Annotated in this window: 14 protein-coding genes; 3 read left to right on the forward strand and 11 right to left on the reverse strand. The window is 60.7% G+C overall.

What is annotated here, in order from left to right:
* Positions 1–938: 938 nt before the first annotated feature.
* From hemN to GOB85_RS07425, 3 genes are all read right to left on the reverse strand, one after another.
* Positions 939–2,303, reverse strand: coding sequence for an oxygen-independent coproporphyrinogen III oxidase (hemN, locus tag GOB85_RS07415; protein WP_173576914.1), 1,365 nt, complete (start codon positions 2,301–2,303; stop codon positions 939–941).
* A 2-nt stretch (positions 2,304–2,305) separates the two neighbouring features.
* A complete protein-coding gene (locus GOB85_RS07420) occupies positions 2,306–3,103 on the reverse strand; it encodes an OmpW/AlkL family protein (RefSeq protein ID WP_173576957.1) in 798 nt (265 codons plus the stop codon).
* Between the two features lie 77 nt (positions 3,104–3,180).
* The gene (locus GOB85_RS07425) at positions 3,181–3,669 is read right to left on the reverse strand and encodes a hypothetical protein (RefSeq protein ID WP_173576913.1); all 489 of its coding nucleotides are present in this window, start codon (positions 3,667–3,669) and stop codon (positions 3,181–3,183) included.
* A 189-nt stretch (positions 3,670–3,858) separates the two neighbouring features.
* Between GOB85_RS07425 and GOB85_RS07430 the strand changes: the two genes are divergently transcribed.
* Entirely contained in the window at positions 3,859–4,626 is a 768-nt protein-coding gene (locus GOB85_RS07430; RefSeq protein WP_173576912.1) for a Crp/Fnr family transcriptional regulator, read from the forward strand.
* On the opposite strand, the gene GOB85_RS07435 is transcribed toward GOB85_RS07430, so the two are convergent.
* The 4 genes from GOB85_RS07435 to GOB85_RS07450 all read right to left on the reverse strand — a co-directional run bounded on the left by GOB85_RS07435 (position 4,623) and on the right by GOB85_RS07450 (position 8,644).
* Positions 4,623–5,372: a C1 family peptidase gene (locus GOB85_RS07435; RefSeq protein ID WP_173576911.1), complete on the reverse strand. Its 750-nt coding sequence runs from the start codon at positions 5,370–5,372 to the stop codon at positions 4,623–4,625. The genes GOB85_RS07430 and GOB85_RS07435 overlap by 4 nt on opposite strands.
* A 350-nt stretch (positions 5,373–5,722) precedes the next feature.
* Positions 5,723–6,619, reverse strand: coding sequence for an S-methyl-5'-thioadenosine phosphorylase (locus GOB85_RS07440; RefSeq protein ID WP_173576910.1), 897 nt, complete (start codon positions 6,617–6,619; stop codon positions 5,723–5,725).
* Positions 6,609–7,382: a cytochrome c1 gene (locus GOB85_RS07445; RefSeq protein ID WP_338421670.1), complete on the reverse strand. Its 774-nt coding sequence runs from the start codon at positions 7,380–7,382 to the stop codon at positions 6,609–6,611. The genes GOB85_RS07440 and GOB85_RS07445 overlap by 11 nt, the downstream gene beginning before the upstream one ends.
* A complete protein-coding gene (locus GOB85_RS07450) occupies positions 7,379–8,644 on the reverse strand; it encodes a cytochrome b (RefSeq protein WP_456304243.1) in 1,266 nt (421 codons plus the stop codon). Before GOB85_RS07450 ends, GOB85_RS07445 begins: the two co-directional genes overlap by 4 nt.
* 232 nt (positions 8,645–8,876) lie before the next feature.
* Here GOB85_RS07450 and hemF point away from each other — a divergent pair, with 232 nt between their 5' ends.
* Together hemF and GOB85_RS07460 are read left to right on the forward strand one after the other, a co-directional pair.
* Positions 8,877–9,839: an oxygen-dependent coproporphyrinogen oxidase gene (hemF, locus tag GOB85_RS07455; RefSeq protein WP_242011349.1), complete on the forward strand. Its 963-nt coding sequence runs from the start codon at positions 8,877–8,879 to the stop codon at positions 9,837–9,839.
* Positions 9,840–9,981: 142 nt separating this feature from the next.
* Positions 9,982–11,094, forward strand: a complete 1,113-nt coding sequence (locus GOB85_RS07460; protein WP_173576909.1) for a hypothetical protein — start codon at positions 9,982–9,984, stop codon at positions 11,092–11,094.
* Between the two features lie 335 nt (positions 11,095–11,429).
* On the opposite strand, the gene ptsP is transcribed toward GOB85_RS07460, so the two are convergent.
* The 4 genes from ptsP to rapZ all read right to left on the reverse strand — a co-directional run bounded on the left by ptsP (position 11,430) and on the right by rapZ (position 15,303).
* Entirely contained in the window at positions 11,430–13,322 is a 1,893-nt protein-coding gene (ptsP, locus tag GOB85_RS07465; protein ID WP_173576908.1) for a phosphoenolpyruvate--protein phosphotransferase, read from the reverse strand.
* A gap of 83 nt (positions 13,323–13,405) precedes the next feature.
* Positions 13,406–13,705 carry an HPr family phosphocarrier protein gene (locus GOB85_RS07470; RefSeq protein WP_173576907.1) on the reverse strand — a complete coding sequence of 100 codons (300 nt, stop codon included), beginning with the start codon at positions 13,703–13,705 and terminating at the stop codon, positions 13,406–13,408.
* Positions 13,706–14,221, reverse strand: coding sequence for a PTS sugar transporter subunit IIA (locus tag GOB85_RS07475; RefSeq protein WP_173576906.1), 516 nt, complete (start codon positions 14,219–14,221; stop codon positions 13,706–13,708).
* Positions 14,218–15,303, reverse strand: coding sequence for an RNase adapter RapZ (gene rapZ / locus GOB85_RS07480; protein WP_173576905.1), 1,086 nt, complete (start codon positions 15,301–15,303; stop codon positions 14,218–14,220). Before rapZ ends, GOB85_RS07475 begins: the two co-directional genes overlap by 4 nt.
* Positions 15,304–15,320: the final 17 nt, after the last annotated feature.

Below are 15,320 nucleotides of genomic sequence, written 5' to 3' on the forward strand. Positions count from 1 at the left end.
TAACGATGAGGATTACTGCTGGCTGCAGACAGTTCCTGTTCCGGGGCAGACACCTTAATAATACGGAGACAAAAATATTTTTGTCTCCGTCAGTATTTTTTCAGAAAATCGCAGAGCTTTGCGTGGACGCAGTAAAAGCAGCTGCGGAATCACGAAGAGCGGGGCTGGCTGTCGGGTGGCCATGAAAGGCGCGGTTCCTGTCTGGAGTAGATGGTTTGTGACAGAAGGCACGTCTCTGCATTGTGAGGCCAGGGATTTTTCTTTGTTCTGAAGTGTTGGTCTGTTTCGGGGACGGTATGGAAGTGGGACGGATTCCAGAAAGTTGTGGACATTTTTGTTTTGAACTCAGAACATTATTTTACGGCGTAGAATGAGGAACGATAATTTTTCGGGTTGCTCTATGAATGGAGACGATCGTGATGCGCAGTGAGCAATGACCACTTTATCTGGTACTCTGATGCCGGGAAAGTGACGCGGGTAGTTATGCGGGCTGAGTAATGGAGTCGTGATCTGACTGGCGCCGGATGAGATTGTGCTCCTGCATTGCGATTTAGAAATTTTTTATTTATTTTTAATTATATTATATTTGTATAAATATAATATGCTGTAATTCATGAAATTACTTAAAATGAAAAAATGAAATTTATCAAAAATTACATTACAATATGCTTTCGGGTTTCGCGAGGACACTGGCGAAATTGTAACGACGTTCTCCCATAAGCTTCACAAATGCCTTCGCGAAAGTCAGTTCGCATTATACCAGAGGTTGTGAAGACTGACCTGTCGATGAGAGTCTCCGGGCTCCGCCCGAACCCGGAAGGGGTCGCGGCCCCCTTCACCCCGATCTGTTGATAAATAAGCAGGTTTCCAAAGGTCTGCGACCTTTGGTGGGTTCCAGGGCAAAGCCCTGAGAAGGTGGCAACACGTAACAACAACAGTCAGATCGCGCGGGAGTGCTGACCTGGGCCGGCGCCTGTGATGGGAAGGTAGCGGTCGAAGACGGCGGCGATGTTGCGGAGGAAAGGGCGACCGGTTTCGGTGACGCTGAGGGTGGTTTCGGTCAGTTCGACGAGACCATCGGCAGCGAACTGTTTCAGGCGCTCGCGTTCGGCGGTGAAATCGTCGGGGCCGGTCGGGGTGAGATCGACAGGGCAGCCGCACATGATCTGTTCGATGAGGGCGGCGCGTTTTCTATCGTCTTCGGTGCAGGCGACACCGCGGGCAATGGGCAGATCAGGCGAGTCTGACAGGGCGCGGGCGAAGGCAGCGGGGCTGACGATGTTCTGGGTGAAGCCGCCGGGCAGGGACGAGACGGCGGAGGCACCGATGCCGACGAGCCATTTTGCCGTGTCGGTGGTGTAACCCTGGAAATTTCGGTGGAGAGTGCCGTCGCGTGTGGCGCGGGCCATGCTGTCTTCGGGGAGGGCGTAATGGTCGAGGCCGATGGCGGTGTAGCCTTCATCGCGCAGGACCTGATCGATCATCTGCCGTTGCGCGATGCGTTCGGGGGCGCCGGGGAGGTCGGCTTCGGGCATCAGCTGCTGGCGTTTTGCCTTCCATGGGACGTGGGCGTAGCCGAAGACGGCGAGGCGGTCCGGCCGGAGAGTCGCTGTTTGGAGGGCTGTTTCGCGGATGCTTTCGGTGGTCTGGAGCGGCAGGCCGTAGATGAGGTCGATGTTGACGCTGCCGATGCCGGCGGCTCTGAGGGCTTCGACGCAATCGCGGGTCTGGGCGAGGCTCTGGATGCGTCCACAGGCCTGCTGCACGGCGGGATCGAGATCCTGGACGCCGAGGCTGCCACGGGTGAAGCCTAGTCCGGCGAGCATTGTGGCCATGGACGGGCTGAAGTGGCGGGGATCGAGTTCGATGCTCAGCTCGGCGTCCGGGCGGATGTCGAAGAGGTCGCGGATGAGGTCCAGGACCGCATGGAAGCCTGATTCCGGGAGGGTGGTCGGTGTTCCGCCACCGAACTGAATATGGGTGAGCGGGGGCCGGCTGGCGGCTATCCGGGGGATAAGGCGGCCGGCGCGGCGGAGGTTCTCGCAGAGGAGATCCGCGTAGGCGGCGCGGGCGTTTTCCTGGCGGACGACGGTGGTGTTGCAACCGCAGAAGCTGCACAGCTCGTCGCAGAAGGGGACGTGCAGATAAAGCGAAAGCGCCTCACCGGGAGGAATTGCTTCCAGCCAGTCAGACGCCTGCTTCGGGCCGACCGAATCCGAGAAACGGACTGCGGTCGGGTAGCTTGTATAACGCGGCAGGTTGCCGTCGTACCGCGCGAGCAGCGCCGGCAGGGCCGCGTTCATGATCAGAAGCGATATTCGATACCGGCGCCGACTACGGTCGGGTCGAGGGAGTCATGCGCCTTGATGAAGGCTCCCGACCCACGGTCGTTGGCCCAGGCGTGCATGCGCATGAACATCTGCTTGACGTCGAAGTTGAAGAACCAGTTACCAACGAGCTGGTAATCGAAACCTACGTTGAAGGACGGCCCACCGGTTACGCCGACATTGAGTTTCTGCACGACGCCGCCGGCGGGGGAGACGTTGTGGAACCATGCCAGGGTTCCGCCGACGCCCACATACGGGTTGAAGCGCTTATGCGGACGGAAATGCCAGGCGAGGGTGACGGTCGGCGGGAGAACCCATGCACTGCCGACGTCGATCTTGCCGAGCGGCGTACCTTCGGCGGCGACTTCGTGGCGGGTGCTGGCGGCGATCAGGTCGATCGAGACGTTGTCGGTGAAGAAGTATTCGAAGGTCAGTTCCGGCATGACCTGACGGGTCGTCTTGATCCGGCCCGGGATGGCGTTGCCATTCAGCCAGACTTTGCTGTCACGATCTTCCGGCATCACGCCGAGGGCGGACAGGCGGATGATGAAGTCGCCGCGGCCGAGGCCGATGCGTGTGCTGGCGCAGGTCTGGAACAGGCCGCAGTGGCCGCTGTGATCAACCGGCGCTGAAACCGGAGCCGCGACCGGCGCGTTGACGTAAGCGGTTGTTGCCGGAGCCATGGCGGGGGTGGCCGTCTGGGCTTCTGCTGCGCCGCAGAATGCGCTTCCGGCGAGAAGGGCTGCTGCCAGCAGGGAACGGGACTTCCTGATCATATGTGCCACTCATCTTTCGACATCTGTAACGTTGGCCGCTGAAAACCATGCCTTATGCGGGGCGACCTTGATCTGGATCAATTCTTCGCAAGTTCCGGTGAGGTGAGATTTTTATGCAACAGAATCACGCCATCGGCGAAACCATCGGCGCACAGCCTTGAGATGAGCGCCTGGTCTTTCGTACCGACATGGAAACGTGTCTCGTCGCATCCCATCCGGAGGGCGATGCGCGTGCTGGCGCGGGTCAGGGCCTGCATGACCGGCCATACGGAACCGAGCATCGCGACGGTCACCACCTCGACCGAAAGCAGGCGTTTCCGGCGCGCATTTTCGCTCCCGACGCGGTAGAATGCCGCGCCGCATGGGCCATGCCATTTCGCGTAACGTGCCAGAATAACGCCATTTTTCTTTGGCTCACCAGTCTGTGCCAGCCGCGCTCCCCTGCGGCGCCACGCACGCATGCTCAGGTCCGGGTCGTGGAGCTGTAACAACGGAAAAACGAGGGGAACATCTGCCAGAAACATCGGGGCGACCACAATGGAAACAACGTCCTCGTCTCCTGTCACCGCTGTTTATACTCCCGCAGGCTGACCTGCTGAAGCAGGTGTTATCGTTTCGGGTGCCAGGATCACTCGCGATAAGCAATGATTTAGGTCAACGCTGTTATTTGCAGACAGGGGATGTGATCTGCGCACGTTCGCGCTAAAGATCACCCCGGTTCACTGCCCTCTGATACCAGGGAGAAGGAAAAGACGATGCCGCCTTCCCTGACTGCGGAAAATACATCGGGCCGCCCAAGACGCTTTGTTATTGCGGGAATGGAGGGCTGCACCAACTGCTCGGTGTGCGAAGTTCGCGCCAATGGCATTTGCAGCGCCCTGCGTGACGATGAACTCGAACTCCTTGCACGCGCCGCGGTCCGCATGGCGGTTCCGCCGGGTCATATTTTTATCGAAGAAGGTTCGCGGGCCACCGATTTTTTCAATATCACCGGTGGCACGGTCAAACTCTTCAAATCGCTGCCTGACGGGCGCCGTCAGATCACCGGCTTTGTCAGCGTCGGTCATTTTCTCGGGCTGGCTGTGTCTGATCGCTATGCGTTTGGCGCGGAGGCGATTGATCAGGTCAGGCTGTGTCGTTTCTCCCGGCCGAAGCTCGAAAGCATGATCGAGGAATTTCCGCGCATGGAGCGCCGGCTTCTCGCGGAGGCGGCGAACGAGCTTGTTGCCGCTCAGGATCAGATGCTTTTACTGGGCCGCAAGACGGCACGGGAGCGCGTGGCCAGCTTTCTCTATGGTCAGCTTGAGGTCCATTATGGCGACGCAATACCGGCCGATGCACGGATCAGTTTTCCGATGACGCGCGCCGATATCGCCGATTTTCTTGGTCTTACGGTGGAGACTGTCAGCCGGACGCTGAGTGGCCTCCGGCGCGATGGTCTGGTGACACTGAATGCCGGCCACACCATTGGTGTGGCGTTGCCGGCGCGTCTGAAAGCAATTGCCTGGGGTGACGCGGGCTAGGCGGTTGCTTTCAGTTCCTCGACGAGGCTGTCGGGCGACTCATCTTCAGGCGAGACGCCGCGTATCGTTGTCCAGTTCTGGCGTGAGATCAGCCCGTATGCCTCATCGCAGAATGCGGCGAAGAACTGGTATGACATGCGTCGTGGCGCGCCCCAGGTATTGAGGTAGAGCCAGTCTGGGTCATAGCCGTGAATCCAGACAGCGTGGCCGCCGGCGATGGTGTTGTCGGCCTGGGGATCGATGACCCAGTCATTATTCCCTTCACAGGCATACTCTGGCAGCGAGAGACCGATATAAAGGCCGCCGAGCATGGCGATGGCCCGATGGACGGACGCTGTATCGCGTGGGTTGATGTAGCCGTATGCGGTCAGATAATCCCGGGTCTGGCCGGGGCGTTCGTATCCGACACGGCACCAGCGGGACAGGACATCGACTTCCACGCCGCCCTGATCGGTTGCCGGATTACCCGGGACGTAGCCTGATTCGGCGCTGTAATTATCGATAACCTCCTGGTCGCTGAGCGCGACGGGGGTCAGTGCGGCTCCGGTCCAGCTGCGGATGGCGGACGCGACGGAGACCTGGGTGCAGCAGCCGAGGGTGTCGTTGCACCACATGGGCCACTGCACGTCCTGCGCCCAGTTGGCGGCAGGGGGCGGTTCCGGCAGGCGGAAGGCCATTGGTCCGGTGAGTTTGTATGTTCTTGGGTCGAGGCGCGCCGGCTTTTTGCCGAGTTTACGCTGAGTCATCAGGGACTGATCTCCACATGGTCCGGCGCAGCGCATGTGCCGCGCGTGTTATGTGGAGAAAATAGGTGTCTCTTCTCCGGCGATGCTTTGGTGATTTTCCGGGGGCTGTCCTGTATGGGCTCCGTTAGTGTTACGTGCTGGCTCCTTCCCAGGGCTTTGCCCTGGAACCCACCAAAGGTCACAGACCTTTGGAAACCATTTTATTATTAATCAATCGGGGTGCAGGGGCCTGCGGTCCCTGCCGGGTTCGGGCAGAGCCCGAATTCTTCTAACCCTTTGCAAAAAGGCGCCTTTGCCTGGGTTCAGGGCAGAGACACGCTTTATTTTACATCAGACTGGTTGAGCGATCGTCAGACTGACAGCACGCGTCCGGCGATCACCTCAAGCTGGCTGAGCAGGGACGGATCACGCTTTGCCGGTGCGGTGATCAGGGCGTGTTCCAGCGCACGGTCGCAGCCGGCGGGGCAGAGTCCGCGTGTCTTGCCCAGATCGGGAATCATGGCGCTGATCAGGGAGCGGGCGCGATCTGCGTTGGCGTGCATCACTTTGACGACGGCATCGACGGTGACGCTGTCATGACCTTCGTGCCAGCAGTCATAATCGGTTACCATGGCAACGGTTGCGTAGCAGAGCTCGGCTTCACGGGCGAGTTTGGCTTCCGGCATGTTGGTCATGCCGATGACGGCACAGCCCCAGATCCGGTACAGCTCGCTTTCGGCACGGGTGGAAAACTGCGGGCCTTCCATCACCAGATAGGTTCCGCCGCGCGTGTGCGCGATGCCGAGTTCCTTCAGTTTCGCCTCGGCCACATCGCCGATCCGGGGGCAGACGGGATCGGCCACGGAGACATGAGCGACGCAGCCGGTGTCAAAAAAGCTTTTTTCGCGGGCAAACGTGCGGTCGATGAACTGGTCGACGATCACGAAATGACCCGGTGGAAGATCCTCGCGCAGGGAGCCAACGGCAGAAAGTGAGATGATGTCTGTCGCGCCGGCGATCTTCATCGCCGCGATATTGGCGCGGTAATTCAGACGTGACGGCGGCAGCGGATGGCCGCGTCCGTGGCGGGGCAGGAAGACGCAGCGGAAGCCGTCCAGCGTGCCGAACAGGAGCTTGTCGGACGGTAGTCCCCAGGGAGTTTCGACCGTTCGCCATTCCTTATTCTGGAGACCGGCGATGTCGTACAGGCCCGAACCGCCGATGATGCCGATAACCGGGTGAACCGGATGAGCGGTTTTAGTGGACATTGGACCAGAGTCTCCGTTTCAGGAAAAAAAGAAGCACGCCGAGGAACACCAGGTAGAGCATGACGCGAACGCCCGTCCGATGCCGTTCGGCCAGGTGGGGCTGCGCCACCCAGGCGAGGAAGGTCGTAACGTCCCTGGCTTCCTGCTCCGTCGTTGCTTTTGTGCCATCGGCATATTCAATGGCGTCGTCACTGAGCGGGGGCGGCATCGCGATGGCACGCGCCTGGGCGAAACGGTTGTAGAACAGACCTGGCGGCGGGGTCACACCGGCCGGGGGCGGGCCGTATCCTGTCAGCAGCGCGTAGATCCGGTCTGGCCCGCCGGGATAGACTTCCGCGAGCCGCGACTGATCCGGCGGAATCACGGCGCCGGGGATCAGTCCCTGAGCGATCGGCGGGGTTGGGAAGGAATCATCGGCGGTTGCGGAGCGCATGGCGGGGGCACCGTCTGTGCCGATCCCGTCCGGAATTTTGTGACTGGCCGCGATGGCCTGGACCTGCGCGGCGTTCAGTCCCATGCCGGCGAGATCGCCGAACCGAACATGCTGCATACCGTGGCATACAGAACAGATTTCTGCATAGACCGCGTAGCCACGCTGCACGCTGGCGAGGTCAAAATTACCCAGCGGACCGTCAAAGCTCCAGTGCTGATGCGGCGCCTGGTCATGGGAGGGCGGATCGGCGGCGGCCGGCTGACTGACGCCGATGAAAAGCCCTGCGGCCAGCGTTATGGCGGCTGCATATCCGGACAGAATGGTCGTCACCGCGCGTCTCCCACCCGGATCATCGAGCCGTAGGCCAGCGCGGCATTTTCACGGCGCGAGACCAGCGGCATCAGCACGAGGAAATGCAGGTAGTAATAAAGTGTGGCGAGCTGGCCGACGTAAAGCCAGGCGCCTTCCACATGGTGCTTTCCGGCAAATCCCAGAAGAATGAAGGACATGACCAGGGCGATCATCCCGATCCGGTAAACCGGGCGGTTGCGGGCGGAGCGGATGGGTGATGTGTCCAGCCATGGGGTGATGAACAGCACCAGAATGGCGCCGACAGAGGCCACCAGGCCGCCGAATTTGGACGGGATTGACTGGAGGATTCCGTAGAAGGGCAGGAAATACCACTCGGGTTCGATATCAGCCGGTGTGTGCAGCGGGTTGGCGGGGCGATAATTCTCGGGCTCGGAGATCAGCGTCGGGAAGAAGAAGAGGACGGCCGCGAAGATGAGTGCGAACACGACAAGGCCGAGGCCATCTTTCACCGTGAAATAGGGATGGAACGGCAATGTCTGTTCGGGTTCTTTTGCCGGCAGGCCCGTGGGGTTTCCCGGACCTGCGACATGCAGGGCCGCGAGGTGCAGTCCGACGATGCCGACGATACCGAACGCCAGGGTGAAATGCAGCACGAACAGATGATGGAGCGTTACATCACCGGGCTGATCGCCGCCGAGGAACAGACGTTCAAGAAACGGGCCGATCCCGGGCACGGCACCGATGGCTTTGCCTGCGACATCGGCGCCCCAGTAGGACATCTGGCCCCAGGGGAGGACGTATCCCGCGAAGGCCGTGACCATCACCATTGCCAGCAGCGCGACGCCGATCAGCCACAACACTTCACGCGGGGCCTTGTAGGAGCCGTAATAGAGTCCGCGAAACAGGTGTACATACAGCGCGGCGAGAAAGAGGCTGGCGCCGGTCATATGCATTGAACGCAGCAGCCATCCTGCCGGGAGGCGGCGTTCAATAGCTTCCACGGAGGCGAAAGCGCCTGCTGCGGTGGGCGTGTAATTCATTGCCAGCGCGAGACCGGACAGCAGCATCAGCACCAGCACGACTGTGAGCATGGCGCCGACTGTCCAGAGCGCGTTCAGCGAGCGCGGCATCGGGAAGCGGATATATTCGGTGCGAAACGCACTCACCACGGGCAGGCGGGCGTCCAGCCAGCCGGAAAATCCTGTCATGTCGCTGTTCTGCGGGCTGTCATCGCCGGTGGCACCGGTTTCTGCCGTATGTCTGGAAGGCGGACCCGCCATTGCTGCTCCCCGTTTTCCGATCGCATTCACGGCCGGTCTGCATAGTCCGGCTTCGATCCGGTCGCCGCGTGTTTAGCGGCGGCCGACCCGCTCTTGCAATGATTTACGGGATAGCGCACCCCTTGTCGCGTTCGTGAACCCGTCGATCTGTCGGGAATGAGGAGCGGTGCGGCTGGCGGAACGGGATGCTGGTCGCCGGGACGGATGAGACCAGAGCAGGAGAAAACCGGCCATGGCTGAGATGGAAGCGGTGAAAAACGGCGAGGCTGGCGGGACTGAATCGGGTGCCTCCGAAGCCACCAGGCAGGCTTATGAGGCGCTTAAGCCGCAGGCCCGGCAGTGGTTCGAGACGTTGCGCGACCGGATCTGCGGTGTTTTTGAGGCCATTGAGGATGAGGCGACCGCGCGGCTCTCTCCTGCTCTGCCCGGACGGGAGACGGCCGGGCGCTTTGAGCGTACGCCGTGGCAGCGCGAGCCGGATGCGGGGGCACACACTGAAGGCGGCGGTGTGATGAGCCTGATGCGTGGACGTGTCTTCGAGAAGGTGGGCGTCAATGTTTCCACCGTTGAGGGCGAGTTCAGTCCTGAATTTCGAAAGAATATCCCCGGCGCTTCTGAAGATCCCCGGTTTTTTGCGACCGGCATCAGCCTGGTGGCTCATATGAGCAGTCCGCTGGTGCCTGCGGCGCATTTTAACACGCGGATGATCGTGACCACGCGGGGCTGGTTTGGCGGTGGTGGCGACATCACCCCTATGTTTCCTGAGAGCGCGGAAGCACAGGAGGACGCGGCTCGGTTCCATGCTGGTTTTGAGCGTGCCTGTGCGCGGCATGACCCGGAATATTATCCCCGCTTCAAAGCGTGGTGCGACAAATACTTTTATCTGCCTCACCGCATGGAACCGCGTGGGCTGGGCGGGATTTTCTACGACCACCTCAACAGCGGTCATCCGGAGATGGACTTCGCTTTTACCCGCGATGTGGGGCTGGCTTTTCTTGAGACTTATCCGGAGATCATCCGGTCTCGCATGATGGAGCCGTGGACGCCGGAGGAACGCGAGGCGCAGCTGATCCGTCGTGGCCGGTATGTTGAATTCAACCTCCTGCATGACCGCGGCACATTGTTCGGCCTGAAAACGGGCGGCCACACGGAGGCGATTCTGATGAGTCTGCCACCTGAGGTGAGATGGCCATGATCCGGCCTTGATCGGGTTTTACGGAATATCAGCGAAAGTACGATGCACGATATCCGGTGATCACGCAGACCAGACGATAACTGAAGACGAAAGGAGCAGACATGCCGTCGCGCCCGGCCCGGATATTCAGAGCGCATCCACCGTGACTCGCCCGCCCCTTTCGGCGACGCGACGTTCGGTCCTTCGCGCGTCTCTTTCCCTGATGACGGGTGCCACGGCCCTGAGGGTCGGGGCGACATCCCGTGCCGAAGCAGCGCAGCCGAATCGACTGAGCGGTTTTCAGACGATCGCCGCATCGCGCCCGGCTCCGATAATCGGGACGCCGACGATGATCGTGGCCGGCACCAGCGGTCCTGCCCGATGGGCCCCTGTTCTTGCTCCGGCTTTTTCTGAGGCTCTGCCCACGGATGGTCTCATTTCGGTGCAATCCTCGGCCGGACGGGACGGGGTTACGGGCGCTAACAAATTTGAATCCCAGAGCGGCGGCGAGACGATCACCACCCTGCTGGTGCCAGGGGCGGCAATTCTGGCGGCTCTTGCCGGGAGTTCCCGGGTTCATTTCGACTATCAGCGCTGGTTGCCGGTCTTTCTGAGCGTCGGTTCTCCTGTGGTGATAGGACGGGTCAATTTTCGCCGTTCATTCCGCATGTTTCTCGGGGATCATCCGGTTCGTATTGCGGTCTCGACTCCGGACGGACCTGAACTGCCGACCCTTCTGGCCATGACCATCCTGTCGATGCGTCCGGTTCCCGTCAGCGGCCTTGCCTCATCTGAAGCCGCGCTCGACGCGCTCCGGAAAGGTGAAGTCGACGTGGTCCAGTTACCGGCTGCGGCGGCACAGTCTGACATGCTGAGCAGTCTCGCGCAGGAAGGATTTGAGGTTCTCTTTGCTCTTGGCCAGCAGGCAGACAGTGATCTGCCTGATTTTGCCAGCCGCTACATGGCGTTACGCGGGCATGCGCCGCAGCATCCGCTTTACCAGGCCTGTTGCAGCACTGCGGCGGCGGCGGGAATGGATGCGGCCCTTGTGCTGCCCATGCTGACCCCTCCGGCTCAGACGGCGCGGTGGCGGCATGCCGCTCAGCTTGCGGCCCTGCGCCCGGACGTCATGGCTATGGCGAAAGCGGGTGACACACGTGCTCTGGCCGGGCCGGATGTTGCGACGTTCTACCGCAGTCTGACGCCGGATCTGTCGGGGGTTCTGGCATTGCGGCGCTGGCTGGCGGAGCGTTCGCCGGGGTGGCGTTCGGGGTAATGTGTCGGGGGCTGTGACGCGGGCGCTGGCATCTTCTCAGGGCTTTGCCCGTGATGACTACCAAAGGTCTCAGACCTTTGGAATGGCTCTGTTGTTACGTTTTTATTTGTGATTTTTCAAATGGTTAGAAGAATCCGGGCTCTGCCCGAACCCGGCAGGGACCGCAGGTCCCTGCACCCCGATTTATTTACAATAAAATGGGTTTCCAGAGGTCTGTGACCTTTGGTGGGTTCCAGGGCAAAGCCCTGAGAAGATGCCGGCACTGAATGACAACAAAGCTTTGATGCGAAGGCGTGCCTTAGCCGGGGAGCCAGGCGAGGCCCCCGTGATGCCCCCTACCCTTCCCGGAATTCCTCAAGCAAACGCCGGATTTCCTCTCCCTCGGTTTCAGCCAGAATGCGCCGTGCGAGCCGGTGACAATCCTCATAACGGGAGGAACGTACCACCTGTTTGACACGCGGCACGGCTGAGGCCGTCATGGAAAGAGACCGCAGGCCGAGGCCGATCAGCAAGGGTGTGATACGCGGATCGCCGGCAATTTCCCCGCAGAGCGACACAGGTTTTCGCTCGTGCAGGGCCGCCGTGACCACGCCTGAAATCATCGTCAGAACGGCGGGGTGCAGGGGATCATACAGTGATGCCACTTCCGCCGATGCTCTGTCTGTGGCGAGTGTGTACATTGTGAGATCGTTCGTCCCGATGGCGAGAAAATCGACATACCGGGCCAGCGCCTCCGCCGTCAGAGCGGCCGCGGGTGTTTCGATCATCGCGCCGAGTGGCGGAAGGGGATCGCCGATTTCAACCCCTTTTCGTTTCAGCCGTCTTGCCACACGTTCGTAGATCTCGCGGGCAGCGACGATTTCTCCGGCCAGCGTGATCATCGGGAGCAGAACCTGCACCGGCCCTTTCGCCGAGGCCCGGAGGATCGCGGCGAACTGGGTCTCCAGCAGGGTCGGGTGCAATAGCAGCAGACGGATGCCGCGCAGACCAAGAGCGGGATTTTCGTTGTCTTCATCATCACCGGAAAAACCGATCCGCGTCAGCGCTTCGCTCTGCTTTTCGCCGCCCCAGTCCAGTACCCGGATTGTTGTCGGGTCAGAGCCCATGGCCGAGACCACACCCGAATAAATCTCGTATTGCGCCGCCTCATCGGGCAGCGTTTCGGCATTGATGAACAGGAATTCAGTACGCAGAAGCCCGATTCCGGCAGCACCTGACTGTGCGATCAGCGGTAGCTCGGCCGGAAGTTCAAGATTTGCCTGAAGCTGGATTTTTTCTCCGCTGGCCATGCGCGATGACAACCGCCGCAGGCGCCCGAGTTGCTGTCGTTCCCGCGCATAGGCTGAAACATGGCGGCGTGCCTGCCTGATCGTTTTTGGCGCGGGGTCACAGATGACGCGACCGGTATCGCCGTCGATCACCAGCGTGGTTCCTTCAGCGAGACCATTCAGAATGCCATGGACGGCAATCACTGACGGAATACCCAAAGCACGGAGCATGATGGCTGTGTGGCCCGTCGTCCCGCCATTTTCCAGGACGACAGCGGCAACGCGGGAGGGGTCGATCAGCGCGGCATCAGCGGGACGCAGCGTTTCGGCGACCAGAACGGCTCCGTCAGGGAACTGTCCCAGAGCAAGAAAGGGGGTTCGCATCAGATTACGGATCAGACGGCGCCCGACTTCGCGAAACTCACCGGCCCGCCGTTCTGCGGCGGCGGCATCCTCGCCGCGCAGCTTTTCTCCATCAGGCGGCACCAGCATCACTCTGGCCAGTGCTTCCGTCTCATCATGTACGGCGGCCTCGGCTGTCAACCCGTCATCAATCCGGGACATCACGCCGCGTTGCAGCCGTGAAGGCCCGAGCATGCGCTGATAGACATCCAGAAGCGGTCCGATCTCGACCTGGCTTTCCTCTGGCAGCAAAGCGAGTTTTCCGCGAAGTTTTGTCAGCTGAGTGATTGAGCGCCCGACCGCTTCGCTGAACCGCTCCCGTTCCTGATCGGGACTCAGCGTGCTCCGGCAATTATCAGGTTCAGGCGTGGGATCTTCGCCGGTGATGAAAGCCGGCCCGATTGCGAAACCCGGGCTGACCGGCTCGCCCTGAAACTGCCGTTCGGTTGCCGCACTGCTTTCGCTGCCACTTTCCGCGCCCCGTCGTCGCCCCGGGGATGCAACGTGCGCACCTTCTGCGGGACTTCGTGCCGTGCTGCTACGTGATGACCTGGTCATGGATTCGCCAACCTGCAGTTCCCGTGGCGGTTCCGGTCACCGTGTCCCAGCGAGGCCCATGCCTGCATCCGCCGTTTTTATTCTTATTCGCCTTCGTCGAAACCCGCCTCAACAAGTTCTGCAAGCGCTGACAGCGCTTCTTCTGCCTGCGGCCCCGTCGCCCGGAGGGTGATTGTAGCACCGACGCCGGCACCAAGCATCATCAGCCCCATGATCGAGCAGGCCGGAACGGTTTCCTGTTCGTAAGTCACGCTGATATCTGCGGCCCAGAGTTCCGCCACGGAAACGAATTTTGCCGAGGCGCGGGCATGCAGTCCTTTCACGTTGACGATGGTCACCAGGCGCGTGATTTCCTCTGACTGCACTGAAGCTGACGCTGTCATTCAGCTGACAGCTCTTCGGGGCACCGTGACCGGAGGCGGAGACACCGTGACAGGCTGAGGATGCAGGGTATGGACTTTGCTGGCGGCTTCTTCCGCGCAGCGTCTCGCTCCGTCGAGGCATTGCTGCGGCAGATGTGACGCGCAGTTGATGTATTTACGTGCGGCTTCCTCGGCCAGCGCCGTGCATTCGCCCAGCGTGTGAGTTTCACGCATCTGGGCAAGCTTGACGAGCATCGGCAGATTGGCACCACCGAGAACCTCGATCCGGCCGGGCAGCATCATCGCAACGGCAAGGTTAGAGGGTGTGCTGCCGAACATGTCGGTCACCAGCATCACGCCATCACCGTGATCGACTTCCCTGATCCGGGCTTCCAGTTCGAGTCGCCGCTGCTGCAGATCGTCATCGGCACCGACACTGACGGTCTCAAGCTGCGTCTGCGGACCGACAACATGCTCCATGGTTTCCCGCAGAGCCACGCCCAGCGCGCCCTGGGTCACCAGAATAATGCCTATCATGCGTCTCCCCGCACCATTGATCGGTGCTCGTTCCTGTCCCGTGAAGCGCTGCCAGCTTCATCGGTTAACTCTGTATAGCCGGTTTCTGTTCCGACTTCGATACAATCGTCAGTAGCAATCTCAGTGGGCTTTCTCACCCAGCGCCACGCGGCTGTACTCAGGCCGGCGATGCCCTGACGCGCCAGTTCGCGGTGGACCACCGCGATCGGCCACTCACCATCCGTCCCGCATGTCTCGCGGGCCGCCAGCTTTTCGGCCAGCGCTTCAACAAGCGTGACCGAGCGATGCCGGCCACCGGAGCAGCCAATGGCGATCGTGGCGTATTTCTTTCCTTCCTGCACGAAGCGCGGGATGACCAGATGCAGCATATCGCTGATCTGACCCAGAAAAGGCTCATAATCAGGGTCGGCGGCGACATAAGCGGCCACAGGCTGATCCAGACCGGTCATCGGAGCCAGATCGGGATCATAATACGGATTCCGCAGGAAACGGGCATCAAACACCATGTCCGCTTCTCGTGGCAGTCCTGCCGGAAAGGCAAAGGACATAAGGACGACTGTCAGACCCTCATCCGCACCGCCATGCCAGTTTCCAAACCGGGTTTCGACCAGCCGTCGCAGTTCCGGCGCGGAAAGATCCGATGTGTCGATTACCATATCGGCACAGGCGCGCAGTTCTGCGGTCAGCTCCGTCTCGGCTTCTATTCCTTCCTTGACGCTGCCGTGGGGCGCCAGAGGATGCCTGCGACGGGTGGTGGTATAGCGTCGCAGCAGAGTGCCTCTGTCCGCCGTGGCGTAGAGAAGTTCTGTCCGCAGGTGTGGATTGAGTCTCAGACGCGCAATGGCGGCCAGCACCGCCGAAGCGTCAAACCCCCGTGTTCGCGAATCCACGCCGATGGCAATCGGTCTGTCGCCTCTCGCCACGATTTCATCCAGCATTCCGAGGGGCGGATTGTCGATGACTTCATGCCCGAGATCCTCAAGAATCCTCAGAATCGAGGATTTCCCGGCACCGGAAAGCCCGGTGACAAGCAGAATATGGCGTGGCGTCGGCGTATCGTCAGCAGTCTGAGGTATCACCATGAAACCGGAGAAGCACC

It is taken from the genome of Acetobacter fallax (assembly GCF_011516735.1).
Taxonomy (GTDB): Bacteria; Pseudomonadota; Alphaproteobacteria; order Acetobacterales; family Acetobacteraceae; genus Acetobacter; species Acetobacter fallax.

Excerpts from the sequence above, each read along its gene's own strand:
- hemN (WP_173576914.1), bottom strand. The coding sequence starts at position 2,303 with ATGAACGCGGCCCTGCCGGCGCTGCTCGCGCGGTACGACGGCAACCTG.
- GOB85_RS07420 (WP_173576957.1), bottom strand. The coding sequence starts at position 3,103 with ATGATCAGGAAGTCCCGTTCCCTGCTGGCAGCAGCCCTTCTCGCCGGA.
- GOB85_RS07430 (WP_173576912.1), top strand. The coding sequence starts at position 3,859 with ATGCCGCCTTCCCTGACTGCGGAAAATACATCGGGCCGCCCAAGACGC.
- GOB85_RS07435 (WP_173576911.1), bottom strand. The coding sequence starts at position 5,372 with ATGACTCAGCGTAAACTCGGCAAAAAGCCGGCGCGCCTCGACCCAAGA.
- GOB85_RS07440 (WP_173576910.1), bottom strand. The coding sequence starts at position 6,619 with ATGTCCACTAAAACCGCTCATCCGGTTCACCCGGTTATCGGCATCATC.
- GOB85_RS07450 (WP_456304243.1), bottom strand. The coding sequence starts at position 8,644 with ATGGCGGGTCCGCCTTCCAGACATACGGCAGAAACCGGTGCCACCGGC.
- hemF (WP_242011349.1), top strand. The coding sequence starts at position 8,877 with ATGGCTGAGATGGAAGCGGTGAAAAACGGCGAGGCTGGCGGGACTGAA.
- ptsP (WP_173576908.1), bottom strand. The coding sequence starts at position 13,322 with ATGACCAGGTCATCACGTAGCAGCACGGCACGAAGTCCCGCAGAAGGT.
- GOB85_RS07470 (WP_173576907.1), bottom strand. The coding sequence starts at position 13,705 with ATGACAGCGTCAGCTTCAGTGCAGTCAGAGGAAATCACGCGCCTGGTG.
- GOB85_RS07475 (WP_173576906.1), bottom strand. The coding sequence starts at position 14,221 with ATGATAGGCATTATTCTGGTGACCCAGGGCGCGCTGGGCGTGGCTCTG.
- rapZ (WP_173576905.1), bottom strand. The coding sequence starts at position 15,303 with ATGGTGATACCTCAGACTGCTGACGATACGCCGACGCCACGCCATATT.